Genomic DNA, 25273 nt, shown 5'->3' with positions numbered 1-25273 from the left:
GAGAAAATGATTCCACGTTAATCGCATATAGGAACCCTATATCTTATGAAGGACATTTGTACTGGGAATGGGCCAATTACGAAAATAAATGGCAGGCGATCGGGGCAAGAAAGCTATCCCTATGCCGCTTCAGGCATTCGGGACAGCTCCTCCCTTTATACATCCAACTTTATCTCTTGCCGTGCAGCTTAATATGAAGCTGCCGCACTTCCTCCGCAAGCTCTGGCACCGGACCCTCTACAACGGCATCGCGAATGACCTCACCGATAGACAGGTTGCGGACGCGCGACGGAGCAACGCCCAGCTCATCCAGCCAGCCTGCCAATTGCTTCGAGGAACTGGCATATACAATCCGCCTCAAGCCAGCCCAGCCATGGGCCGCTGCGCACATCGGGCAATGCTCGCCCGACGTATAGACGGTCGCCTTCTCCCGCTCTTCGATCGTCATATTCTGCGCCGCCCACCGGGCCAGCGCAAACTCCGGATGCTGGGTATGGTCTCCTCCCGCTACATGGTTATGGTCCTCCATCAGAACTTCGCCTGAGGAAGAGACCAGCACCGAGCCGAACGGCTCATCGCCCGCTTCCAGAGCAGCCTCTGCCAGTTCTACACAGCGCCGCAAGAACTTCATATCCGTATCATTGATCATGATTATATCCTCCTGTTCATCTATTGCTATAAAATCATGGTATCATAAGCATATCCATTCGAAAAATATAGATAACCTATCATTCACTAAGGTTTTGCATATATAAGGAGGACGATGATGGACATTCGGCAGCTGCGCTACTTCATTGCAATTGTAGAGGAAGGAACCATATCAGCCGCTGCCAAGCGGCTTCATCTCTCCCAGCCGCCACTAAGCCAGCAATTGAAAGCGATGGAGGAAGAGCTGAACTCCGCACTCATGGAGCGGGACGGCAAGTACTTGAAGCTGACGGCAGCGGGAAGGAAGCTCTATCATTATGCCTTGCAAATGACGGAGCTAATGGAAGAAGCAACGTCTGAGGTGAAAGAGGTCGGGCAAGGCAGCAGCGGAACGCTAGCGATTGGCGTCAATACGCTTTCGGTCGCGGAGCTGCCTGATCTTCTCCACCGCTTCCGGGAAGCTTATCCCAAAGTTGCCTACCATATTCAGCAGAATGAATCCGCCCGCCTCTGTCAATTAGTCAGAGAACGCGCGGTTGAGCTGGCGTTTATCCGCTTGCCGCTTGATTTGGGAGATGATCTGGATGTCCGGTATCTGTATAGCGAGCCGTTCCAATGGGTGACATCCGCTTCAGAGCCATCATGGGTACCAGAGTCTGCGGATGCCGGAGTTGCACTCGCCGAGCTGCAAGGCCTCCCGCTCATGCTGCCCAGCACGCCGGGACTCGGCGTACACTACATCATCCGGCAAGCCTTCTCCGAGCTTCATCTGCAGCCCAATATAGTAGGCGAATGCTCCGATATCTCGCTGCTGGTCCGGCTGGTGGAGTCCGGCTTCTGCTCGGCGATCGTACCGGAGACGCTGCTCAAGGTGCATAAGAGCGCAGCTATTCGCGCCTACAAAATAACCAGCCCGTCCGAGATGCTCTCTCCCGTCGGGCTGGTATGGCTGAAGAACCGCCGCTTGTCTGCGATGGCGGAAAACTTTGTATCCTGTTTATTGACCTAATAGCAACTTGCCTTCTGATTCCAATTCCTGAACAACTTCTTCCACTGGCCGGTTATCCTCAATGATTTGACGGAAGGCTTCACGAACCAACAGGGAAAATTGCTGAATAAAATCTGAGGACACCTGGGCCTGAGCATTTGTAAATGCGATATGACTCAACACTTGCTCCACATCTACGCCGCCGACTTCCCCAATATGCTTCGTGCGGGTTGAGATATATCCATCCGCATTCTGTTTTTGTGAAGCCCACTCATCGCCAGTAATATACTTGATTAATTCCCATGACAGATCCCTGTTAGGCGAATTGGCATTAATGCCAAATATATCAACAAAAGCGATATCATTATATTTGCCGTTGCTTGCCACAGCAGGCAGCGGTATCGCTCCCCATCCGTTCTCCAATTGTCTTAATGAGCCAATTACATCTGAACTCATGGCGATGTGAGATTGCTCCTTCTGTGAGAGAGCAGCATCCCATTGTACGATTTCATTCTGATTCGCTGTCACTGCCAGCTGAAACACATCCACCCAAGACGGCGAATGAATCGTCAATTGTTTGCCGTCATTGCTGATCCATTGCAATCCGGCCTTCTCGCCAAAATATCTTACTAATGAAAACGGATCGTACCCCTCTACTAATTCAAGCGCAAGAATACCATCTTCTTGCGGAAATAGACTTGCCGTTACGAATAGCTCATCCCATGTCATAGTTGGCGAAGGTAATGGAATCTGATACTTCTGGAACAATTCCGTATTATAAATGATGCCTTCTAATCTGAAATAAGGCGATACTCCCATTAGAGCAGCCCCGTCTTTCCATAGAGGCAGCAGTTCCGGATGAAAACCCGAGAGATCAAAGTCATCTTTTATTAACGGCTGCAGGTTAGCTAATAGCTGTTGCTCCGTAAAATACTTGAAGGTTTGATAATTGAATGCCACCAAAATATCGGGCTGAAAAGCGTTAACAAATTTATGAAGCTCCGCCGGATTTCGATAAGCTTCATATGGAAATTCAACGACTTCTATCTCAACGTTAGGGAATTTCCCCTTCAGCAGATTTCCGTATTGCGGCATGAATCCATTTTGAGACAGATAAGCTACCTTGACGCTCCCTGATTGCTTCTTGCTATTATCTGCATTAGAGGAGCAAGCAGTTAATAGCATCATCACCATCACGGATAGGGTTAACCACTTTCCAAGCCTCATTGTTCCGACTCTCCTTCCGCTAACAAAGCCGCCTCCAAAGCTTGCTGCCCCCGCTCCTGAATATTCGCAATAGACTGTTCTACAGTCTGCTCACCGCTGATAGCCAATTCAATTTCTTCTTCGCCAATCTTCATAAATGAAAGCAAAAACGCATCCGGCACCTTAGCTGCCCCGCCGCTATTGACCGCTTCCGCAGCCGAATAAAAGGCGCCGATATTTTTATCGCCAATCTTCCTTGCAGCTGATGGTCTGGAAGATAGATATCCATATCCAAGATCCTGTTGGTTATTCAGGCTTAACATCGCAGACTCGCTATGCATAAATGACAGCAGCTCCCATGCGTCTTGAACATTCTTGCTGTATGTCGTTATGGAGAATATTTTATTCATATCCGAAATAAAAGCACCGCTCGGCTTACTGCCATTCGGTATGTAGGCTGCGATATCCCATTCAAAATCAGGCTTGTTCGGAGACTGGCTGTTCCCAATAAGCTCTAATTGCTCTGCCATGCCGTAACCCGCTACGACCATGGCTGCCTTGCCAGCGGCAAATGCATTATTTTTGAGCCAGAGTTCAATATATTCATCCTCAGAGAAGCTTTGAGGGAATGGCTCAGAGGCAACCTCTGCGATAGCCCCGGACTGGAAGGCCTCGATGCCCTTCGCCCAGATAGTCCTCCATGATTCCGTATCAACGGTTACTCTCTTTCCTGTTGAATCCATTTCCCTCAACCCGTTTTCCAGGCCGATGTAACTGATATAGTTGAACTTATTGGCGGGCGCTTTCCTGATGTATGTGCCAACATACCCCTCGTTTGGCGGAAAAAGCTTGGCCGTGTCAATGATTTGCTCCCATGTAACCCCCACAGAAGGAACGGGTATTTGATTCAGGTCGAATAAAGTTTTGTTGTAGTACAATGCACTTCCCGGAAAATAAGGCGTCAAGCCATATAATCTGCCTTCTCCATAAAGCCGTAACGCTTCAATCACTGGAGCATACATATTTTCAATATCAAATGAGGAGCTCTGGATATAGCTGTCCAACTCTACCAGCTGTCCTTTATCAACTAAATCAACCAATTGGCTGCTATAAAGCTCAACTATATCTGGTTGAACATCATTCATCACTTTAGTAAGATCATCCATCGTTTTGTAAGCTTCATGCTGAGTGTAGTTAATGACACGCAAGGTTACATGCGGATACTTCTGTCTGAAGATATCTCCATACGCCTTATTGAACTCTGTTGATCCTGACCCGGACAATACGGTTAAAGTAACCGGATCTTTGACCGCTTCTTTGCCAGAACACGCACTCCCTGCCAATGCTGCAACCAACATACAAAATACTACTGCAAGCCAACGATTCATAAGCAGCCTCCTATAAATGGATAGAAGAAAGACCTCTATCATCTATAATTTACTTTATCATCCATAATAGATGAAATCAAATAATTTTTCCATCGGAACCCAATTAACTCTTGATTTGTGTGAAAATGAATGATAGAATCCACTTAAACAATAATAATGTCTAATATTGGATTTATTAGGAGGTTATCATGGTTAATAGCACTTTTTCCCATTCGTCTAACGAAATGAAAAAGCTTCCAGTCAACTCCGAGATACCCGACATTACCCTCATAGAATCAGATTCACCGCTTACCCTCCATCCGCTCATCACGAATCACCTGCTGCTCTTGTTATTAAGCACAAGCTGCGACGTTTGCGCAGATGCGCTTGAAGCCCTGGATGATTACACCCATCACAATCCCTCACTTAACGTCATCATATTAATAGATACCACACAAGAGAATTTAGATATTATTCAACAAGCTTTTGAAGGACGAGCAAGCGTATTCAAATACTCCATTCAAGATATGGTTAAGCATTTGCAGTCTTATTCCGTTCCATGGGGTTATGCAATAGATGCATCCGGCAAGATTCTATCCAGCCAAAATGTAGGATCGCCTAATCTTCTAAAAGAGACCTGCCAACCGATCATTCCGTATTTCACCGGCATCCATGAAGCTTAGCCAAATTATTCGCAAGATGCTGACAGGCTCATATTGGACAATTGCAATATTAAGCTTGTTATCCGTCATACTAATAGGGATCGCCGCCTATACCATTAAATTGACAGAGCAGTTTTTCGATGCATTAACGAATAGTAATCATCATTACTCATTCATAATCCAATTAATTGTCATTATGCTTCTCCTCAAGCTGACTCAGCTATGTATGGAGCAGCTCCGACAGTACTTGGAACAAAAAATGAGCATTCAAATGAACCGCCTTCTTGAGTATCAATTAATCGATTTAATTCATTTAAAGACGGTCACAAAATTAGAAACGCCCCAGTACCAAAATGATTTCAACTTTCTTAAAAGCACTTTTTTTTCAATATCCAGCTTAATCATTACCTTCATTCATTTCGCTCATCAAATCATATTATTTATGACCTATAGCATCATACTTATAAACTACATGTGGTATATACCGATAATCGTTTCCATTTACTGCCTGCCGCATTTCTTAAATGAAATTAAAATATCGAAGCTGAATCATTCGTATACAGAAAACACAAGTCAATTGACTAGAGAAAAACTGATGATGTTCGAGACATTAGTAAGGCCGTTAGCTCAGAAGGAGCTCTTAATCTTTCAAAGCAAATCGTTTTTCTTGCGGAAATGGGACAAAGTATCATTAAAATCTATTAAATGGGAAATCTCTCATCAAAAAAAGATCTATATCAAGAGATTGCTATTTGCCATAATCGAACCACTGGGCTTTGTCATTATTCAGATCCTCTTAGTGCGAAGCCTTATCGCAAGCGAATTATCAATAGGCCAATATATCGCAATTACTACCGCGGTAACTATGCTTCAATCCGCATTGTTTGCCATTGGCCAATACTTTGGAAGAGTCAAACAAACCTTTCTGACAAGCCGCCAGCTGCAGCAGTTTATGGAAAAGTACTTTCCGCTTAGCCTCACAGGGCAAGCTCATGATAGAAAGCTAGCATCGCCTATTGAAGAAATTATGATCAAAAATCTCACGTTTCAATACCCAACGACGAATAGATATGTTCTTAAGCATATAAATCTGAACATTAAAGCAGGACATTGCATATCTATCGTGGGGGAAAACGGATCCGGGAAATCAACGTTAGGCAAAATACTAATTGGGCTATATGATGTAGCTCCCGGAGCACTTTACATTAATGACACCGACATTAACGAGATTGATCACCTGAGCCTAATTCGCCAGATGACAATGGTCTCACAGGATTTTGTCCGATATCCGATCTCGCTGGAGGAAAATATTATTTTGAATTCTCCATCGGAGGAATCTAATAAGAATTTATTGGAGTTGTCGGAGAAGTATCCCGAGTTATTTCCAGAAGAAGTTTCCAAGGAAACGATATTAGGCTGGGAGTTCACAGGATCCCGGCAGCTCTCTGGAGGACAATGGCAGAAAATCGCTATTGCCAGAGCCTTATATAAAAACTCGCCTTTTCTGTTGCTGGATGAGGCTACCTCTGCGCTAGATCCGGAAACCGAACAATCTATTATGAATTCTATTGTCAAAAATAGAAAGCGTGCTGGCCAAACAACCCTCTTCATCACACATCGAATGCAAATCTGTCAGATGGCTGACTATATTATCGTCTTGCATAATGGAGAAATTGCAGAGTCCGGAACACATCAAGAGCTTATTCAAGCTGGGGGAAGATATTATCGCATGTTCGCGACTACACAAGATAACAATGAGGTGAATAATAGTGGGGAAAATCAACTTCAAGGAACTGTTTCAGCGCAATTCGCAGCTCAATCATGAATACGAAATTGGAGATTATTTTCCAGATTCAATCACATTGCTAAGACCCAATCATGAGAATCCGGTGCTGCTCGGATATATCTCCTTAACCTGCAAATCCTGTGTGGACATGCTGCCGGCCCTAATAACCGAGTTCAAGCAGTTCCCAGGCGATGTGCAGCTATATACGGATGGGCACAATGAAGAAAACGAAGAGCTATCCCGCCATTTCAAGCCGGGCTTTCCCATCCTGTATTTATCCGCCATAGAGCAAAAGGATATTCATAAGGTTTTTGCTACTCCCTTCGTATACAGGCTGGACAGCAATCGTATGATTGAAGGTTCCGGAGTTATTCATTCCATCGATGATTTAGACAGGATCATCAATCAGAACTAATGCCATCCGTCCCAGATTACATGAAAGGAGGTGAAAACTATGGCCTGTCAGGATACTCATACAAACTGCTACGGCAACTGGGATTGTCAAACAACCACTACTTGTTCGTCCAGAAGTATCTCCTATCGCAATGTCTTCAGACGCTGCTTCGATACTTCTGACGGCTCTACAACTTGCGTATACACACATACCGAATATGGAAATTGCTGCGGCAATTAATTCCAGACACTGCACCGCAATCATGCATTAGAATGAACGAAACCCGTAAGCTCATCACTTTATGTGAGAGTTTGCGGGTTTTATCTTTTTTGCAGGAGAACAGGAACAATAACTTCCTGCTCTCCTTTTTTTGCAAAAAATAATTGAACAGCAATTGACAGACGAATATTTTCGATGATATATTGTGCATACACAACATACACAATTTTGGAGCGGAGGAGACCACATGCTGGCTTTAGATATTCGCAACGTAAGTAAAAAGTATGAGCATTTTCATCTGAAGAACGTTTCTTTTCAGTTGGAGAAGGGCTACATTATGGGGTTTATCGGTTCGAATGGCGCCGGCAAAACAACAACGATAAAGTCGATACTGAATCTGATTCGACTGGACAGCGGCGAAATTCATATTATGGGCAAAAACATGGATCAGCACGAGGTTGAGTTGAAGCAGGAGATCGGCTCTGCTTTTGGCGACATCAACTTCTACACCCGCACCAAAGTCAGGACCTTAACAAATGTGATCAAGCCATTTTACAAGAATTGGGATGATGACACCTACCACAAGTATTTGAAGAAGTTCAACCTGATCGAGGACAAGAAGATCTCCGAGCTCTCGACCGGGATGAAGGTGAAGTACAGCCTGGCCCTTGCTCTGTCGCACGGCGCGAAGCTTCTTATTCTGGATGAGCCGACCAGCGGGCTCGACCCCGTAGCCCGGGACAATCTGCTGGATATCTTCCGTGAGCTGGTGCAGGACGGCGAGATCAGCATCCTCTTCTCCACTCATATCACATCCGATCTGGAGAAATGCGCAGATTTCATTACCTTCATGCATAACGGGAAAATCATCAACAGTGCGGAAAAGGAAGAGTTCGTAGATGCGTACCGTTTGCTGAGCGGCACGAAGGAGCAGCTGAATCTGGTCAAGGAGCAGCTCATTTCCTATAAAACCAATTTATTTGGCTTCACCGGCCTTATTCATACGAAGGACTTCGATTCGTCTCAGAACGTAAAGTCCGCCATACCGAATCTGGAGGAAATCATGATCTATTGCTCGAAGAAGGAGGATACGCAGGATGTATAACTTGTTATTGAAAGAATTCAAGATCGGCGTAAGTCCGTTCTTCTATGTCCTTCCATTTTTGACGGGCGCATTGATGCTTATTCCGGGGTGGCTGTATTTTCTGGTTATCCTCTACTTCTGTTTCATTACAATTCCGAATATGTTCGGAGGGTATAAGAGTCAGAACGATCTGATCTTCACAAGCATAATGCCGGTTACAAAAAGAGATATGGTGAAAGCAAGAGTCTCCTTTATCGTCATTCTGGAGCTGCTGCATATTGTCGTTGCCATGATTTACAGCATCTTCACGCTTCATCTGTATCCGGATATGATGTACATTTTTTTAAAGCCCACCCTCGGCTTCTGGGGACTATGCTTCGTCATGCTGGCGATCTTCAATCTGATCTTCATCTCCATGTATTATAAGACGTCGTATAAATACGGCGCACCTGCATTCGCAGCGAATGCAGGTGCAGTCTTGTTTGCCGGAGGCGCCGAATGGCTTGCCTTGCAAAACTCGTATGTGTCCGATCTGTTCAAAGGCGCTGGCAGCGACAATCTGGGCGCTCACCTCTTAATCCTGCTTGCAGGCATCGTGATATTTGCGCTATTTACGTTTATCGCTTATCATATTGCCAACAAACGGTTTGAGAAAGTGGAAATGTAATGAACATCGCAATTTCGAACACATCTGAAAAACCTATCTATCAGCAGCTTTTCGAACAGATCAGCGCACAGATTTTGAAGGGCGAGCTGGAGAGCGGCTACAGCCTTCCTCCCATACGGCAAGCCGCCACGGAGCTGCGCGTCAGCATCATCACGGTGAAGAAAGCATGGGAAGAGCTGGAACGGATTGGCCTCATCTATACCGTTACCGGCAAAGGCTGCTTCGTCGCCGACCTCTCCCCTGACGAGATGCTGCAAAAGCGCAATGACATGATTCTGCAGCAGATGGCGATTGACACCGACTATTACAAGTCTTTCGGACTTACGATAGAAGAGGTTTTTGAGCTTTTGAGAAATGTGTATTGATGGGGAAACCGCGTCCTGGAAGGGACGTGGTTTTTGTTTTCTCAAATAGCCAACACCCGCATAATATCTTCAATTTTTTTGCCGTTCGAGATCACTCCGTTATTCATCCAGGTCAAGAAGTCCATCTCGTATACCTGGCGCTTGCGTACGGCAGCAAGGCCTTGCCATGCCTGGCTGCTGAGCAGCTTCCGCTCCTCGCCCGGCTGGCCGCTATGCCATTTGTCGAATACCACAAACAGATGATCGGCGGACAGCCGCTTCAATTGCTCCACGGATAAAGCAATCATGGTGCCGTCGCCAAACCCAGAGCTCGGCTCTTCCATACCGGGAAGCCGATACGGCTGGAGACCCAGATCCTCGTACAGCACAGAAACGGCAAACCCTCCGCCGCAATCCGTATACATCAAAACATAGTCCGCCGATACGCGCAAAAACGCAACCGTCTCCCCGCGAAGCTTGTAGCGCAGCGCCACGCGCGCTGCGGCAGCCTTGGCTTCGTATTCTATGAGAATGCGCTCTGCCAATTCACCGCGGCCGAAAAAATCGCCAAAGCGGCGTAATACCATGCGCCATTCATTCGAGGATTCAGGCAGCACGCAGGTATGGGAGAGGCGGCGGCATTGCTTGTACAGCGCTTCATCGTAATGGTCCAGAAGCAGGATCAGGTCGGGCTGATTATCTGCAATGGCGTGCAGGCTTGCCGTCGCCAGCTCCATCTCGTCAAATACGGGGGTTTGCGATAGCTGCAAATAATCCTGCTTGCCCCATTTGGCATGCCAGTACTGGGCAACTGGCATAACACCGAGCGCCACCAGAAAGTCTTCTAAATAAGGAGCAATAATTCGCGGCTGCTCCCGGTGATTCCGGCGGTATTGCCCCGGCGCGATGCCGATCGTCTGCTTGAAGCGGCGGCTGAAGTAATATTCGTTCGCAAACCCGATCTGCTGCGCGATGTCCGAAAGCTTATCCTCCCCGTCTGAGAGCAATAGCTTCGCCTTATCCATACGCATATCGTTCAAATATTGAAGAGGAGACTTGCCTGTCGCTTCCTTGAACAGTCGCGGGTATTTCCAAGGCTCGATCCATGCGATATCAGCCAGCTGCTCCACGGTGAGCGCATCGCTATAATGCACGTTCATATATTGAATAGACCTGCCAATCCCCGCTGCGGCGACATCAGCCGCATCGGCTGCCTGCCGCAATTGCTGCACATGCCAGCTGATGATCATAAGCAGCAGCTCCTGAAAACGCAAATAGCGGTAATTGAATTGAAGCGACGCGCCATCTCCACAAGACGGCTGCAGCAATTCCTCTGCCATCTCAAAAGCCTTAGCAAAAGGCCGCATCTCCAGCACTTGGCCATAGGGAACGGCAGCTTCCGTACCCTTAGTCTCCTCTCTCCAAGGTCCCGTAACGACCTCAACCTGTCCGGACCTGAACAGAAATGAAAATACATCGTATTCGCAAACAGGCGAGATCGCACACAAAGAGATTTCGGCCGCGCTCGCTTGCAGCCATACAAACTGCCCGGCTTGGAGGACTTCTTCTCCTTTGCCGCCGTCTCGCCCTTGCAGCTTAGCCGCTCCATTCCTGACGATGATAAGCAGATCGAATCGCGTATCCTGGCAAATTGCCGTCTCATGCTCCAGAATTCGATTATTTCGCGCTTCTCCCCATTCAAAACGATAGCTTTCCTTTACGGTAACAACACTTATTTCTTTCACCTTTCCCATACACTCCCGACTTTATCTGGATACGGACTTATAAGCCCCGCAAACATTGATAATCGTTCTCACTAATATAATAAATAAAAAAGGACAGCGCTTCAACCATTGTTGAAGCAGCTCTCCTTTTTCGCTGGTTACTTGATAAACAACCTTTCCAAATCCTCCATCTTTTTCTGATCCCCGATAATTGCCGTCGTCTGCCAGTGCGAGCGGTCTACCTGGTAGACGTTGCCCTTCTGAACGGCGGGTACGGTTTTCCAGATTGGGCTGTTCATCATGTCCTCATAAGCTTGTGCAATGCCCTCATCCTCCCAAGTGCCGTTGGACAGCAGCAAGATAATATGGTCAGCATTAAGCTCGGGAACCGCCTCCATGGACAATACGATATTGCCTTCGGTCATGTTTTGGGCATATTGCGGTGCTTGCAATCCCAGATCCTGGTACAATAGCTTGCCGACAAATATGTTGTTGTAGCCAAAAATATTAACCGACTTATCGACGGAATTCATCCGCAGCACAACGACTTTTTCATCCCCGACCGAGGCGGCCAGCTTGCCTTTCAACCCCTCCACCTGCTGATCGTATTTCTGCAAAACCTCCTCCGTCTTCTCCGATTTGCCGAGCAAATCGGCAATCACTTTCAACGTCTGGCGCGGATCTACCAGCACATCCTCTGGAATACGGAACGTTGGAGCAACCTTACGGTACAATTCGTATTGAGCGTCATCGATGACACCGGTAATAATCAAATCCGGCTCGGAAACAAGCAGCGCCTCTACACTTCCGGTAATGTCGAACAGCGGCACCTCCAGCTCCAAATAATCTTGCTTGCCCCACATCGGGTTGAAATATTGCACGATTGGCGTCACGCCCAGCGCCACCAAATAATCTTCGCGATATAAAGCAGCCACGCGTTTGGGGTTTACCGGAATTTCCACTTCTCCATAATCGTTGCTGACGATGCGCGTTGCCGGTTCGGTCTGTTCCGCTTTACTGTCAGTGTTTGCTCCCCCGGAAGGCTGGCTGGATACCGCTTCGCCGTTATTGATCCCGTTGCCGGCACCCCCGCATCCGGCCAACAGCCCGATACATACAGTGACGACTACCGCTGATTTCAAAAATGTTGTCCAAACTTGCCTAACCATGATTTTATCCTCTCCCGATATACATTTGATGATATTGATTATTATTATCAATAAAATCATTGTACGTTAGCCGCCTCCGCTTCCTCAATGCACATTTTCTTCAAAATCGTTTATAACAATTTAATTCCCTGAGCCAAAACAAATATTTTAAGCTAAACATATTCATTCGCTCCCTAACCCGACTTCACAATAAGCCCCCTTAAAGCCGATAAATAGAATATAGACCTTCCTCTATCATTCTTCCGTTTCAACAAATTGAATCAGCCTTTCCCAATGCCGAGAGGAGTGATTTCACATGAGCAAACCACCGTATATTTACATATTCACAGGTACAAGCGGCTCCGGACGAAAAACGACGGCAAGACTTGCGCTGAAGCATACCAGCATTACCCGCCTTCTTTCCTGTACCGATCGGCCGCCTAGAGACAAGGAGCATCCGCCTGCAGATTACCGTTATCTGACACCGGAGCAATTTGATGCTTTGAGCAAGCGTCACTATTTCGCAGAAGAAGTCAAGATCGACCGCTACCGCTACGGGGTCGCGGGCACCGAGCTCAATGACGCCCTTCGCGAGGGGCGCAGCGTCTATCTGATCCTGAATCGGGAGGGTGCGGATCGCATTCGCAGCCTGTATGGCGACAAGGTTATTCGCATCTTCCTTTACGTTGAGAAGCGGCTTGTAAAAGAACGCCTCGAAGAGAAAGGCATGTCCTTTGAGATTATGAATAGCTATTTGAGCCATTACACAGATGAGGTCACCTACCGCAAGGAATGCGAGCATGTCATTGAGAACGTCGACGCCGAACGCACCGCGGCACTCATTCGGGATATAGTTGCACGATATGAGGCGGGGATTACTTAACCAGGAATACTCTGCGACCATCCATTGCTGACAAAAATAATGGGACTGTCCCAAAAGGGAATGGGCTGGTTGTGCCACACATTGCATTGTTTATCGTAAGAGGAGCGTCCCTCATTCATCTAACGATACCTTTTGGGACAGTCTCGTGCGGGGGCTGAAAGGAAAGCTTCGCTACATGCCGAGAAACTCGGCTTAGAGCGTGTCGCCGAGCGGAAAACATGAACGCATGCCGAGAAACTCGGCTTAGAGCGTGTCGCCAGGCGGAGAGCAGACTGCATGCCGAGAAACTCGGCTTAGAGCGTGTCGCCGGGCGGAAAGCAGGACTGCATGCCGAGAAACTCGGCTTAGAACATATCGCCGTGGGGAAAACAGGACTGCATAACGAGAATCTCGGCTTAGAACATGTCGCCGGGCGGAAAACAGAACCGCATGCCGAGAAACTCGGCTTAGCGTATGTCGCCAAGCGGAAAACAGGACTGCATAACGAGAAACTCGGCTTAGAGCGTGTCGCCGAGCGGAAAACAGGACTGCATGCCGAGAAACTCGGCTTAGCGCATGTCGCCGAGCGGAAAACATGACCGCATGCCGAGAAATTCGGCTTAGCGTATGTCGCCGAGCGGAAAACAGGACTGCATGCCGAGAAACTCGGCTTAGCGCATGTCGCCGAGCGGAAAACATGACCGCATGCCGAGAAATTCGGCTTAGCGTATGTCGCCGAGCGGAAAGCAGGACTGCATGCCGAGAAACTCGGCTTAGAGCGTGTCACCAGGCGGAAAGCAGACTACATGCCGAGAAACTCGGCTTAGCGCATGTCGCCGAGCGGAAAACAGGACTGCATACCGAGAAACTCGGCTTAGCGTATGTCGCCGAGCGGAAAACAGGACTGCATACCGAGAAACTCGGCTTAGAGCGTGTCGCCGAGCGGATAGCTTCACTGCATGCCGAGAATCTCGGCTTAGAGCGTGTCGCCGAGCGGAAAACAGGACTGCATGCCGAGAAACTCGGCTTAGCGCATGTCGCCGAGCGGAAAACATGACCGCATGCCGAGAAACTCGGCTTAGAGCGAGTCGCCGAGCGAAAAACATGACCGTTTCCCTTTTGAGACATCCCATACAATAGTCCACTCAGTTCGCCACCTCAAGATACCTATTCGAAAAATATGATGACTAAACTACTTGCGCGCCTCTATGTAATATTCACCCCACTCGCCCAATTGGTCCAATATCGTCCTCAGCGAGTTGCCTAATTCACTCATTTCGTAGACCACTTTCGGCGGCACCTGGTTATATACGGTCCGAGTAATGATCCCGGCTTCCTCCAGCTCTCGAAGCGACTGTGTCAATACCTTTTGCGAGAGATCAGGAATTTCCTTACGGAACTCGCTTGTTCTCATCGGTCCGCAATTAAGATAGCACAAGATTAGCAGCTTCCACTTTCCCCCGATCACCTCTAGAGTCGCTTCTGCGGGAAGATTATACGGCTGGGCCGGTTGATTTGCCATGGTTTTTTTCTCCTTCAGAACGGGTGTACAAAGTAACCATAAGGTTCCTATAGAACCTTATGGTGATATAAGAACAAAAAAGTGCGTTCTTCCTATCTTTTACAACATCCTTCATAATGCAATTGTAGCATAGGTTGCAGATAAGCAAAGAGAGGGAGTTGAAGGAGCATGAAAGTATTGACAGTCGTATCGCACCCGAGGGTAAATTCCTTTACCTTTTCAGTGGCAGATAAATTCACGCAAGGACTTCTGGAGGCAGGCCACGAGACAGAGGTGCTGGATCTACACCGCATCGGATTTGACCCTATATTGTGGGAGGCAGATGAACCTGATTGGTCCATTGACCGCAAGATTTACTCGCCTGAAGCGGAGCGCGAAATCAAACGAATGAAGCAATTCGACGCCCTCGCCTATATATTCCCGGTATGGTGGTACAGCGTGCCTGCTATGTTGAAGGGTTATATCGATCGGGTGTGGAATAGCGGTTTTGCATATGGCTCCGCTAAGCTGCCTCATAAGCAAGTGCTGTGGCTTGCTCTTGCAGCGGAGTCGAAGGAAGGAATGGAGAAGAGGCAATTTGACCAAATGCTGAGCCATCAGCTGAATATAGCGATAGCCGGATACTGCGGAATAGCCAACAGCAAAGTAGAGCTTCTGTACAATACGCTAGATTCAAACCCGGAGATACATGAGAGCTTGCTGAAGCAGGCTTATCAGCTAGGATTAAATTATGACAGCGTAAAGACTGCGTCCGTATAAAACTTACTCATCGTCCGTGCGGATAGTAACTTGGATTTGTGCGATTCCTGAATTCATCCGCTCTCCAGCCGCTCGGACGATGAGCTTCTATTACTCCTCATTTCAAATATTTCATCGATACCAAATGATTAATACCATTTTGTGCAGCAAGCTTTTTCGGGAGAGCCTTCCTCTTGTACTCCTGAAATCCCAGCTTCTCGTATAACCGTATAGCCGGAATATTCGTGTCCGCCACCTCTTCAATCAAGCACTCCTTGTAGGCCTTGTACTCAAGGATATGCTTGATCACCTGCGATGCAGCTCCCTGGCCCCGATATTCGAGCGCCGTTCCGACGAATTCCAAAGAAATTTTAGTCCCGTCGGGATTATGAAAAGGGACTTGGAATTCTCGCTTGAGAAACAGTACTGCAAGCATGCCCTTATATAAACCCAAATGCTTGATCAATTGCTTCCCGCTGAGCCTTACCGATAGCTCCGTTCCGTCCGTGCAAGCTGCCATAGCCGCCACTTTATCGCCCGACATCGCCAGGTAGAACTGGCTTTCGACGAATATATGCGCAAAAGCCCGGGCAATCTGCCGCTTGTCTTTTGAGAAAAAACCAAGCCACTGCGTAAACCCGTCTGCAAATATATCGGCCATTTGCGGCCTAACCTCTGCCCTTGCCTGATCCGCTCTGATGATGGTGAACATCGATACTCATCCCCCTTTCGAGAATAAAAAAGCAGTCAGGATGGCAGGTGCCGGCATGACGAAGTCAGCCTTCATCCTCACTTTCATCTCAGCCAACCCCTGAATAGAGGCAAAAAAGAAAATAGCCATCTCACAGGGATCGCCAGCGGCGAATTCACCAAGCTCTTGTCCTCGCTTGATCAGCTTGCCGGTAGCCATGATCAGATTTTTATTAACTGTAACCACATCTTTCTGCCCCTCATTAGGGCCGCCAAACGACTGCGACATAAGAATCATCAGATTGGCCAAATCATCGCCGGATACCATATCCTCATAAATTTCTTGAACAAAGCTATTCAACAACACAGCGGGCGATTCATCCGATTCGAATCGTTCTGCAACCCGAGCGAGGCCTGATGCTGCAAACTCCGCCAGCTCATGAAACAACTCATCTTTTGTTTTGTAATGACGGTATAGAAGACCAATGCTTATTCCTGCTTTGTCGGCAATCTCCTGCACATTCGTCATGCCGAATCCCTGCTGGGCGAATAACTGCATGGCGGCGGATTGAATTTTTGCCCGCGTCGCGTTCCGCATTTCTTCAAACTGTTCTTTTGTTCGCGGCATCGTTTCACCTTCTTTTTTGAGTGAATTTTTACTCATTATAAAATATGCAGGCTGAATGTGCAATACTACAGGCTTGTATAGATTGGTATGAACTAAAAAACGCAGCCATTATGGGCTGCGCTCGTTTACTTCGGCCTTTTGTTCCTTCTGCTCGATTTCACCTTCCGCCGCTAACCGTAATCGTCTCACCCAATATATAATTGGATGCATCGGATGCAAGGAAACAGATGACTTCAGCAATTTCCAATGATGTTGCTGCTCGTTTCATCGGAACAGGCGCTGCAAGTCGATTCAGACGATTGGTGCCAGGAGCAAATTTCTCATGAAAAGGCGTATCGACCATTCCCGGGGCAACGCCATTCACTATGATCCCATGTTCAATCAACTCTCGGGACATCCCGATCGTCATCGTGTTAACTGCGCCTTTGGATGAAGCGTAATGGATGCTTTCGCCTGCCCCTCCAATACGTGCTGCTGCTGAAGATATATTAATGATTTTACCGCTTAGCCGCGGAATCATATGCTTTGCTGCCGCTTGTGAACATAGGAGAATGCTTTTCACGTTCAAAGCATAGGTTTCATCCCAGAGCTCCTCTGTCATCTCCATAAAGGAGCTTGTCTTCATGCCTCCGCCCGCATTGTTCACCAGTACATGAATGGCGCCATAGATCGAAACAACATGCTCGACCATTGCTTCGACTTGATCCTTCTTCGTCACATCCGCCTGGACTGCTATGCATTCCCCTCCGGCCTCTTGAATCTTTGCGACTGTGTCAGCCGCTCCTGCTGCATTCTGATTATAGTTAATGACAACCTTCGCTCCTCTTGCAGCCATTAACTCCGCCGTTGCGCGGCCAATCCCGCTGCTTGCACCCGTAATGAGAACAACCTTTCCTTGCAGCTCCAACCTAGTTCCTCCTTTCATCATCCGCAGCACAAATAAACAGCTTCAGTATATCATCATAGGCTTCTTGGATGGATAAAAAGATACAAAAAAACTCGCAGAAGAACACTTGAAAATGTTCATCCTGCGAGTCACCGACCATCTGATTATTTGGCAAGTCTTCTATTCAATAATCAAGCTATTACTTCTTAAAGATGTTGAATGGAGCGCCGACCGGCAGGAACACACGTCCAAAGTGTGTGTTGAGCACCGCAGCTCCACAGCCGTAGAAGGATACAATGGCGATGGCCAGCTCCGCATAAGCTGCCAAGGAGTGAAATGCGCCATTTCCTGCGCCAAATGAATCCAAGCTTAATCCAATAAACAAGAGATCAATCAGTACAAAGATGATAAACAGCACTTTGTTGGTTTCCATCGCGCCAATGGTCATGAAAAGCGTGAAGATCAGGTAGCCTAGAAAAACAAAGCCAAGCTGCTTCACATCGAGCCCGGATGCCAGCTCTGACCCGAATACCCCCAGCTTAATCAGCCAGCTGGCTGCCATACCAAACCAGAAAAACGCATAAGCTCCGAACGCCGTCATTCCGAAGGTGTTGTTATGCTTCGCATCTTGAATGCAGGCGAATAACTGGGCGAATGCACCGAGAAATATAGCCCACGGAATAACAAAACCCAAGCCGGAAGTGATGCCAAGCTTTTGCGATGATGCGACCAGCGTGACGATGGCCAGACCAAATAACCCGATTGCGCTCGGGTCTGCGGTTACGATTTTTACATGCTGCTGCGACTGTGATGTCATGAACGATGATGCCTCCAATTTCTATTAAACGACTGAAGGAACTATTCTATCACATCGCAATCGAACTGAATATATCCGTACATATATTGTCATATTTGAGTTTAACCCATAAAAAAGCGCCCGACCTGAACTTTTAATAAAGTCCTGTCTGACGCTGATTGCATAGCACCGTAGTTACCTGGCAAAGAATCTAATCATCCAACCCCTTGCCGTCCAAAATATTCGGCAAATACTTCTCAATACGCGCGTCACGCGTCTTGGATTGCTTGGCACCGGAGAAGTAAAAGAGGTACGCTCTTTGCCGTCCCGGAGTCAGGGCTTCAAATGCTTCTTTAAGCTCAGGGATCTCCACGAATTTATTTTCCAGCTCCTCAGGAACGGTGTATTCTGTCGTCTTTTTGAATTCTACCTGCAAGCCAGCCTTCTCCACATCGATCGCTTCATAGATATATTCTTTGATCATCAGCTGCATCTCTTGAATTTGCTCCACATTCGTAAAGCGAATTTGGCGGGCTGCCTGTACGTTCTCCGTCTGCTGAATGAGGATGCCATGAGGATCCTTGAGCAAAGAGCCTTTGTGGAACAGAAGCGCGCAATATTCTTTGAATCCGTGTATGATGACGACGTTTTTGTCCTCAAACGTGTAACAAGGATGCATCCACTTGAAATCTTCGGTCAGATCGCAGTCGAGAACGATTTCCCGCAGCGCTTCGAATTCTTCCTTCCAGTTCTTCGCCTTTCTCAAAAATCCGTCAACCTTAGGATTCAGCTTGCTTGTTGCCATACAGGAACACTCCTCATTCACTAGTAGCAATAATGATCTTCAATCTCTTCATTGTGCCTGTCGCTTAATTCGATTATACCAGCATCCTCTCAAGTTCGCCGCACCATTTGCTCCATCCGAACTTCGCTCCGCCATGCAAATAAAAAGCACGCCATTAACTGACGTGCTTTTCATGAAGGAAATAATCACTTTGGGAAATCCGCATTAACCGATACTTCTTTCCACTTCTCGAAGTTGTTCAGCGTCTCCGTATACTTCTTCACTGAGATATGATAAGCATCCGATCCCAGCAGCAATCGAAGCGGCGGCTCTTCAGATTCGGCTGCACTAATGATCGCCTCAGCAGCTTTTTTAGGATCTCCCGGCTCGTTGCCGTGGTTTTCTCCCGTTACGAATGGAGCGATAAGCTCCTGGTATTCCTTGATTGCCGAGGTTGTTTTCGCAGCTGAACGTCCTGACCAGTCCGTGCGGAAATTGCTAGGCTCAATGATCGTTACACGAATGTTGAACGGAGCCACCTCTTGGGACAGGCTTTCGGAGATGCCTTCAACCGCGTATTTCGTACCGTTGTAGTATCCCACTCCTGGGAAGGAAACTAATCCTCCGATGGATGAGATATTGATGATATGCCCGGAGCACTGGTCTCTCATATATGGCAAGACAGCTCCTGTCATATGCATAAGGCCCCAGAAGTTGATTTCGAACATTTTCCGTGCCTCTTCTTCAACAGCTTCCTCAATGGAGCTGAAATAACCGATCCCAGCATTATTGACCAGCACATCAATTCGGCCGAACTTCTCAATCGCAGCCTTCACCGTTTTTTCAATCTGATCGGGCTTCGTCACGTCAAGCTCCATAGCGAGAACGTTGTCCGCATTTCCGCCCGCAAGATCGGCAATGCCATTCAAATTCCTGGCTGTTACAACAACATTATAGCCCGCTTCTATGGCAGCCTTCGCCAGCTCTCTGCCGAATCCGGTGGAGCATCCCGTAATGATCCAAACTTTATTTTTATTCATAGCGATATCTCCTTTGGCGGTTAGTTTGGGTGGTGCAAATCAAACACTAACCGTTAGAGCATGGTCTAAGTCAAGCATCCTGATTCTGGAGTGCATGTAGCATCGGATACGGAGTTGACTTAGAGCATACTCTAATCTGTACAATAGGAGTAACTTTCATCTAAAAGGTGGTTTTTATATTGGGGTACACCATAAGCCAAATTGCCGAAATCACCGGATTGACCGCACATACCTTGCGCTATTATGACAAGCAAGGCCTGCTGCCCTTTGTCGACCGCGACAAAGCAGGCAATCGGGCTTTCAAAGAGAGTGATCTGCAATGGCTAGCCATCATCACTTGTTTGAAAAAAAGCGGAATGCCCGTGAAAAAGATTAGAGAATATATGGACTGGTGCATGGAGGGAGACGTTACCTTGCATCAGCGGCTTGATGCTTTTGAGGCTCATAAAAGGTTTGTTGCGGATAAAATTGCGGAGCTTGAATCGTATATGCATAAGATCGATTATAAGATATGGTATTATAAAACGGCCATTGAACTCGGGACAGAGTCGGTCATATCGCAAAGCAACTGTGTGTGGACGTTTGAAGAGTAAAGATGGAGCTGGACGATTCCCACGCGTTCATCTCACACACAAAAACACGCCAATGACGGCGTGTTTTAGGTTTGGGCAAGCCCTGAACGAAGGCGGATTAATGCGCCATCATTTCGTGGGCAATGCTGTGGCCATCCATGCTCGATGGGTAGTATGTAGGCCAGTTGGTCAATTCCTTCAGCAAGGCATCCCGGTCGTCTCCCCAGTACAAATGGAAGTGGCCGGACTTGACCGGTGCAATGCGATGATCGCTGAACTGTATGTATTGCGGCAATCCGTCGATGGCTTCCACCGATTTGAAAATAAACCGTACACCGCGGTTCCCCGCTTCATAGGTCAGAATCTCGTATCCGTCGGATTGGTATTTGCCTGAATACTCCTTGCCATTCTTATAAAAGGTTACGCTGTCGCCATCGATGACAATGCGCTCAGCATCGGTTTTGTAGCCTACGTCATAATACTCCTTATACTCTGCCGCCGTCATTTTGCCGGTATCCGCCGCTTTGTGAGCAAACACTTCATCCAGCGTTCCATCCAGCAAATACGTATACACGGACTGCCAATCCCCTTCCCAATCCGCTAACGTGCGATCCTGAATTTGGCTGTCCTCGAAGTAGCCCTTGTAGATCGCCGCTTCCTCTTCATCATGGTCGTGGCTGTGCTCATCGTCATGGTCATGATCGTGGTCGTGGTCATGGTCGTGATTATGGCTGCCGTTGCTTTCATGGATTTCAATCTCAGTCTCCGCTTCCTTCGATGGAAGCTTGCCGTTAGAGCTCGAGCTCTGGCAGCCTGCAAGCAATACCCCCAATGCTAATACAAAAATTCCGTTTCTAATCGTCACTTTCATTTTCCCTCTCCTCCAATTAATAGTAATAATTACTATTAAGCATTATACGAAGGTTGGAGGGTTTCGTCAATATAAATCGTAATAATTACGAAATTTAGCTTGGCCCGCTTTTTGGAAGGCGTATACGCAGCGGAAAAACAAACGGCATCCTATGCAAGAACCCTTGCACATGATGCCGCTTCAGCTAGTCTTAATTCAACTCGTCCATATAGGACCGGAATTTTTCCGCAATTTCTTTTGCATGGGTACGATACAAGTAATGATCGGCTTCCAGTGTGATCACTTTGCCATAATCCGAATCTTTTGCTTGTTTTTCATGCTCAGGCAACCATCTATCCGTTACAGGATGCTCCGCTTGTATAAAGAAAACAACGGGAAGCTTATTGGGGAAGGTTAACTGTTCAGCCCCTTTGAAATTAGAAGGCATCCATTTAATTTCGTTAATATGGTTTGGATTTAACAGGTTTTTGATGCCAATCATTTTCAATTGCTCTTTTGTTTCATCACTATAAGACGGGAGCTCAGCATACGGATCATTACCTAGTTTCGCATATAATCTGGAGAACCCTGATTTTTTGATCAGGCTTAAAATTCCTAATGTTGAAGAATCAACCGCCTGTTCACTAAGCGTAGGAACACTGCTGTCGAGCCCGACAAATGCACTCACTTCGTTCTCATATTTGTTCACGTAATCTAATCCGTACAGGCCTGAAATGGAATGAGCCATTAAAATGTAACGGTCAAGTTGAAGACTCTGCACCGCTTCGTGAATTTCACTAACGATATTTTCCGTGGTTCTTTCTTTGTCGGTTTTATCGCTTAATCCATAACCAAAAGGCTCAATCACAACCACTTTATAGAACGGCGTTAGTTCATCTATTAACGGCTTAAAGTCAAGCGCTGGCGCCGCTGTTCCAAAGCCAGGCAAAAGCACGATCGTTTCTTCCCCTGTTCCTTGAATGACGACATTCATCATTTTCCCGTCTACAGGCACTAATTGGCCATAGGTTTTTATTTTCCCCTGCTCCGATTTCGTGGCGACCTTATCCACGATAAAAACAATCGCGATGAATACGACTGCTAATATGGCTATTACGGCTATTGCTTTCAGTATAAGAATAAGAACTTTCACTCGAATCGACTCCTGACATGGTCTATTTATTAGCTGCAAGCCTCCAAGGAAATCTTACACGACGGATATGTACTCTCTATTACGGCAATATGAACGGAATATGTACAGGCAGTGTCATTAAAAAAAGAAGCAACCAATTTCATCATTGGCTGCTTCTTCCCTATTACTTACCGTTAACTTTTACATATTGGCTATAAACGTAGGCCGTTTTGCCTTTATAAGAAATCTTATACCAGCCTTTTTCTTCGCCTAAAATCGTAATTTCGGTATTTTTTGAAATCGTTCCATATATTTTCGCTTTGCTCGATGGATTGGAACGAACGTTCAAGTGATAAGCTGTAACGACACCTTTAGTTAATTTGGGCTGTGTCACAACAGGCTTTTCCGGCTGTGGCTTTTCTGGTGTTGGTTTGCTTGGTTTCGTCGGCTTATCTGTCGGCTTTTCTAGTGCTTTCACTAGTTTCTGATAAAATTCTCCGGTTGTTTTAACACTAGCAAATTGGCTTGCATCCACGTTTGCTTTTGCCGCTAATTGTTCTTTTTCTTGCCCTGTAATTGAATCCTTCACATTAATGGATGCGATATTTGTATATTTTCCATCTTCTGATGCAGGAATGGCTAAAATACCTTTATTGATTAGCTCAACAACAGCTGCACGTGCAGGCGATTTGGTATCAACGCCAATGATTTTCCAGTTACTTTGGGTTACTGGCTCATAGACACCTTTCATTTCTTCCTTCAAGTATCGAATGGCCAGATTTCGGATTGTACCGCCTGTTTCTCCATAAGCACTTTCATCCTTTGAAGACCAAATCATATTAAATTGACGTCCTTCAAGCGCTTGACCTTTTGACAGCAGAAAGTCCATTCTATATGCATTCATACCAAGCTTTAAATGGTCTTCCATCTTAATTGGCGTTCCGTCTAATTTGCGGAGATTCTTTATTCTGTTGCCAGGCTTCTCCGTTAAATCAATATCATATTTTACATTGCCAAAAAAGTCATTTGTACTGTATTTAGATGCGCGTCTGGTTTTCTCAAAGCTAACCGTCACATCTCCATCGCGTGTGCTATTAAAATAACTAACAGCCCATTCCATATAATCCTTTAAATCTTGGCCAGTTACTTCATAGACAGATACTTCTCCGCCAGCAAATTGATAATTATATGCAATGTCCTTTTTCTTAATAGGCCCTACATTTAATGCTGCTTTGTCGTTATCAATCTGATGCGCAACAACGTCTGCCTTACTATAATGCAGCATGACCTCATGGAAGAAGTCCGATAGAGGCGTTTCTTGAATTTGAACAGAAGGAATACCATTAATTTCGTTTTTCGGAACCAGATTTGTTCCTTTTAGCTGTGCGACTTCGATATTCGCATCCGCGCGTGCGAACTCATGATATGGCGTTAATGTTTCTTCTAATCCTTTGTCTGACTCAACAAATGTCCCATCCTCGTTCTTTACAGGAATCGTTGATGCATCTTTTTCTTTTAATGTGAATTGCTCACCTTGACGCGTAAATGTTAAATCGATTCGTGAAATATGCGTTCCGTATCGATTAGGCTCTGTAATCACAACTCTGTTAACTTCTTCTTTATTAATCAGCACATGATTATGACCCGCAAAAATAGCCGCCAGCTCTGGTACAGCATTAGCAATGTCCCTCACGCCTGTTCCTTTGACACCGTTTTCATTTTCCAAGCCCATATGAATAAGACCAATCATAACATCTACTTTGCCTTCTAATTCTTTAACTGCTTTCTTCGTTTCCTCTACCGGATTTTTTACGACTAATCCTTTTAGATGGTCTGTGCCTTTCTCATATTCTGTAATCATTGGCGTTACCATCCCGATAACTCCAATTTTCACACCTTCACGTTCAATAATTGTATATGCCGGCAAATAGCGTTCGCCGTTTTCCTTATAAACATTCCCGGCAAGTCTTGCTCCATTGAATTGACTGGAAACCTTGTCCAGCACATCCAAGCCGAAATTAAATTCATGGTTCCCATAGGTCCAAGCTTCATAGCCCATTTCATTGATAGCAGCCATCATCGGAGATTCTGGTTGATCATTGAATAATTCAGCAGAATTATCCTGTATTAAATCACCGTTTTCCAACAGGATTGTATTGGGGTTCTCTTTACGAATATTTTTGATAATTGTATATAATTGCGTTAAGCTCCCAGTCAAATTGGGTCCGTCTGTCGCGTAATCCCAAGGCATAGAGCGACCATGAATATCCGATGTAGCAAGAAGTGTAATATGTACGTCCTTTTCTTCTTGAGCATTTACAACTGCTTGCGGAATGAAAACGCTTGTAAAAATCAATACCGCAATACTAAGTGTTGCAATACCTTTTTTAATATTACTCATTCTAATTAGCCCCCTAATTAATCTGAATTTAAAGATTATTCTAACATCACGCATTACTTTTCACAACATAATTTTTATAAATCCAATATTGGATTTATATGTTATATTTAATGGAGAGTGAATTTTAGATGCCTG

Annotated in this window: 27 protein-coding genes; 12 read left to right on the top strand and 15 right to left on the bottom strand. The window is 46.3% G+C overall.

All coding sequences use genetic code 11. The features are described from left to right. Positions 1 to 169 precede the first annotated feature (169 nt). Positions 170 to 649, bottom strand: coding sequence for a nucleoside deaminase (locus tag D3P09_RS17945; protein WP_120112771.1), 480 nt, complete (start codon positions 647 to 649; stop codon positions 170 to 172). A 117-nt stretch (positions 650 to 766) separates the two neighbouring features. On the opposite strand from D3P09_RS17945, the gene D3P09_RS17940 reads away from it, so the two are divergent. Continuing rightward, positions 767 to 1657 carry a LysR family transcriptional regulator gene (locus tag D3P09_RS17940; RefSeq protein WP_120112769.1) on the top strand — a complete coding sequence of 297 codons (891 nt, stop codon included), beginning with the start codon at positions 767 to 769 and terminating at the stop codon, positions 1655 to 1657. Here D3P09_RS17940 and D3P09_RS17935 read toward each other — a convergent pair. Together D3P09_RS17935 and D3P09_RS17930 are read right to left on the bottom strand one after the other, a co-directional pair. Beyond that, the gene (locus D3P09_RS17935) at positions 1646 to 2863 is read right to left on the bottom strand and encodes an ABC transporter substrate-binding protein (protein ID WP_120112767.1); all 1218 of its coding nucleotides are present in this window, start codon (positions 2861 to 2863) and stop codon (positions 1646 to 1648) included. The two genes, D3P09_RS17940 and D3P09_RS17935, sit on opposite strands and share 12 nt — an antisense overlap. Then, positions 2860 to 4230, bottom strand: a complete 1371-nt coding sequence (locus D3P09_RS17930; RefSeq protein ID WP_165867491.1) for an ABC transporter substrate-binding protein — start codon at positions 4228 to 4230, stop codon at positions 2860 to 2862. Before D3P09_RS17930 ends, D3P09_RS17935 begins: the two co-directional genes overlap by 4 nt. A gap of 188 nt (positions 4231 to 4418) precedes the next feature. Between D3P09_RS17930 and D3P09_RS17925 the strand changes: the two genes are divergently transcribed. The 6 genes from D3P09_RS17925 (at position 4419) to D3P09_RS17900 (ending at position 9386) form a co-directional block, all read left to right on the top strand. Beyond that, complete coding sequence (locus D3P09_RS17925) at positions 4419 to 4892, top strand: hypothetical protein (RefSeq protein ID WP_120112764.1); 474 nt, start codon at positions 4419 to 4421, stop codon at positions 4890 to 4892. A gap of 226 nt (positions 4893 to 5118) precedes the next feature. Next, positions 5119 to 6696: an ATP-binding cassette domain-containing protein gene (locus D3P09_RS17920; RefSeq protein ID WP_165867490.1), complete on the top strand. Its 1578-nt coding sequence runs from the start codon at positions 5119 to 5121 to the stop codon at positions 6694 to 6696. Beyond that, positions 6641 to 7072: a hypothetical protein gene (locus D3P09_RS17915; RefSeq protein ID WP_120112760.1), complete on the top strand. Its 432-nt coding sequence runs from the start codon at positions 6641 to 6643 to the stop codon at positions 7070 to 7072. Before D3P09_RS17920 ends, D3P09_RS17915 begins: the two co-directional genes overlap by 56 nt. 445 nt (positions 7073 to 7517) lie before the next feature. Then, positions 7518 to 8375: an ABC transporter ATP-binding protein gene (locus D3P09_RS17910; RefSeq protein ID WP_120112758.1), complete on the top strand. Its 858-nt coding sequence runs from the start codon at positions 7518 to 7520 to the stop codon at positions 8373 to 8375. Then, the gene (locus D3P09_RS17905; RefSeq protein WP_120112756.1) at positions 8368 to 9021 is read left to right on the top strand and encodes an ABC-2 transporter permease; all 654 of its coding nucleotides are present in this window, start codon (positions 8368 to 8370) and stop codon (positions 9019 to 9021) included. The genes D3P09_RS17910 and D3P09_RS17905 overlap by 8 nt, the downstream gene beginning before the upstream one ends. Further along, complete coding sequence (locus D3P09_RS17900; RefSeq protein ID WP_120112755.1) at positions 9021 to 9386, top strand: GntR family transcriptional regulator; 366 nt, start codon at positions 9021 to 9023, stop codon at positions 9384 to 9386. Before D3P09_RS17905 ends, D3P09_RS17900 begins: the two co-directional genes overlap by 1 nt. Before the next feature lie 41 nt (positions 9387 to 9427). On the opposite strand, the gene D3P09_RS17895 is transcribed toward D3P09_RS17900, so the two are convergent. After that, positions 9428 to 11110 carry a helix-turn-helix domain-containing protein gene (locus D3P09_RS17895; protein WP_165867489.1) on the bottom strand — a complete coding sequence of 561 codons (1683 nt, stop codon included), beginning with the start codon at positions 11108 to 11110 and terminating at the stop codon, positions 9428 to 9430. Positions 11111 to 11247: 137 nt separating this feature from the next. After that, positions 11248 to 12258 carry an ABC transporter substrate-binding protein gene (locus D3P09_RS17890; protein ID WP_120112751.1) on the bottom strand — a complete coding sequence of 337 codons (1011 nt, stop codon included), beginning with the start codon at positions 12256 to 12258 and terminating at the stop codon, positions 11248 to 11250. Positions 12259 to 12553: 295 nt separating this feature from the next. Here D3P09_RS17890 and D3P09_RS17885 point away from each other — a divergent pair, with 295 nt between their 5' ends. The 3 genes from D3P09_RS17885 to D3P09_RS17875 all read left to right on the top strand — a co-directional run bounded on the left by D3P09_RS17885 (position 12554) and on the right by D3P09_RS17875 (position 14156). Beyond that, complete coding sequence (locus tag D3P09_RS17885; protein ID WP_120112749.1) at positions 12554 to 13120, top strand: guanylate kinase; 567 nt, start codon at positions 12554 to 12556, stop codon at positions 13118 to 13120. A 218-nt stretch (positions 13121 to 13338) separates the two neighbouring features. After that, positions 13339 to 13698 (top strand): hypothetical protein, encoded by a 360-nt coding sequence (locus tag D3P09_RS17880; protein ID WP_120112747.1) that lies wholly within the window; start codon positions 13339 to 13341, stop codon positions 13696 to 13698. Between the two features lie 98 nt (positions 13699 to 13796). Beyond that, a complete protein-coding gene (locus D3P09_RS17875; protein WP_120112745.1) occupies positions 13797 to 14156 on the top strand; it encodes a hypothetical protein in 360 nt (119 codons plus the stop codon). A 135-nt stretch (positions 14157 to 14291) separates the two neighbouring features. Here D3P09_RS17875 and D3P09_RS17870 read toward each other — a convergent pair whose 3' ends face one another. After that, entirely contained in the window at positions 14292 to 14621 is a 330-nt protein-coding gene (locus D3P09_RS17870) for a winged helix-turn-helix transcriptional regulator (protein ID WP_120112743.1), read from the bottom strand. A 168-nt stretch (positions 14622 to 14789) separates the two neighbouring features. Between D3P09_RS17870 and D3P09_RS17865 the strand changes: the two genes are divergently transcribed. Continuing rightward, positions 14790 to 15380, top strand: a complete 591-nt coding sequence (locus D3P09_RS17865; protein ID WP_120112741.1) for an NAD(P)H oxidoreductase — start codon at positions 14790 to 14792, stop codon at positions 15378 to 15380. Between the two features lie 97 nt (positions 15381 to 15477). On the opposite strand, the gene D3P09_RS17860 is transcribed toward D3P09_RS17865, so the two are convergent. The 6 genes from D3P09_RS17860 to D3P09_RS17835 all read right to left on the bottom strand — a co-directional run bounded on the left by D3P09_RS17860 (position 15478) and on the right by D3P09_RS17835 (position 20183). After that, positions 15478 to 16071: a GNAT family N-acetyltransferase gene (locus D3P09_RS17860; RefSeq protein ID WP_120112740.1), complete on the bottom strand. Its 594-nt coding sequence runs from the start codon at positions 16069 to 16071 to the stop codon at positions 15478 to 15480. Between the two features lie 6 nt (positions 16072 to 16077). Then, positions 16078 to 16740, bottom strand: coding sequence for a TetR/AcrR family transcriptional regulator (locus D3P09_RS17855; protein ID WP_341538297.1), 663 nt, complete (start codon positions 16738 to 16740; stop codon positions 16078 to 16080). A gap of 94 nt (positions 16741 to 16834) precedes the next feature. Beyond that, positions 16835 to 17584, bottom strand: coding sequence for an SDR family NAD(P)-dependent oxidoreductase (locus D3P09_RS17850; protein WP_243644291.1), 750 nt, complete (start codon positions 17582 to 17584; stop codon positions 16835 to 16837). A gap of 178 nt (positions 17585 to 17762) precedes the next feature. Beyond that, positions 17763 to 18380, bottom strand: a complete 618-nt coding sequence (locus D3P09_RS17845; RefSeq protein ID WP_120112737.1) for an acetate uptake transporter — start codon at positions 18378 to 18380, stop codon at positions 17763 to 17765. Positions 18381 to 18570: 190 nt separating this feature from the next. Then, complete coding sequence (locus tag D3P09_RS17840; protein ID WP_120112735.1) at positions 18571 to 19164, bottom strand: YdeI/OmpD-associated family protein; 594 nt, start codon at positions 19162 to 19164, stop codon at positions 18571 to 18573. 185 nt (positions 19165 to 19349) lie between these two features. Continuing rightward, the gene (locus tag D3P09_RS17835; RefSeq protein WP_120112733.1) at positions 19350 to 20183 is read right to left on the bottom strand and encodes an oxidoreductase; all 834 of its coding nucleotides are present in this window, start codon (positions 20181 to 20183) and stop codon (positions 19350 to 19352) included. Positions 20184 to 20362: 179 nt separating this feature from the next. Here D3P09_RS17835 and D3P09_RS17830 point away from each other — a divergent pair, with 179 nt between their 5' ends. Further along, entirely contained in the window at positions 20363 to 20776 is a 414-nt protein-coding gene (locus tag D3P09_RS17830; protein WP_424452455.1) for a MerR family transcriptional regulator, read from the top strand. Positions 20777 to 20873: 97 nt separating this feature from the next. Here the strand turns inward: D3P09_RS17830 and D3P09_RS17825 are convergent, their stop codons facing one another. From D3P09_RS17825 to D3P09_RS17815, 3 genes are all read right to left on the bottom strand, one after another. Continuing rightward, a complete protein-coding gene (locus tag D3P09_RS17825; protein ID WP_120112731.1) occupies positions 20874 to 21626 on the bottom strand; it encodes a metal-binding protein ZinT in 753 nt (250 codons plus the stop codon). 190 nt (positions 21627 to 21816) lie between these two features. Next, complete coding sequence (locus tag D3P09_RS17820) at positions 21817 to 22758, bottom strand: alpha/beta fold hydrolase (protein ID WP_243644290.1); 942 nt, start codon at positions 22756 to 22758, stop codon at positions 21817 to 21819. Between the two features lie 163 nt (positions 22759 to 22921). Next, positions 22922 to 25138, bottom strand: coding sequence for a 5'-nucleotidase C-terminal domain-containing protein (locus D3P09_RS17815; RefSeq protein ID WP_120112727.1), 2217 nt, complete (start codon positions 25136 to 25138; stop codon positions 22922 to 22924). Positions 25139 to 25273: the final 135 nt, after the last annotated feature.

Origin of the sequence: Paenibacillus pinisoli (assembly GCF_003605435.1) — a bacterium.
GTDB classification, from domain to species: domain Bacteria; phylum Bacillota; class Bacilli; order Paenibacillales; family Paenibacillaceae; genus Pristimantibacillus; species Pristimantibacillus pinisoli.
The sequence above is the reverse complement of the archived record's forward strand: the minus strand, read 5'-3'. Positions and strand labels throughout refer to the sequence as shown.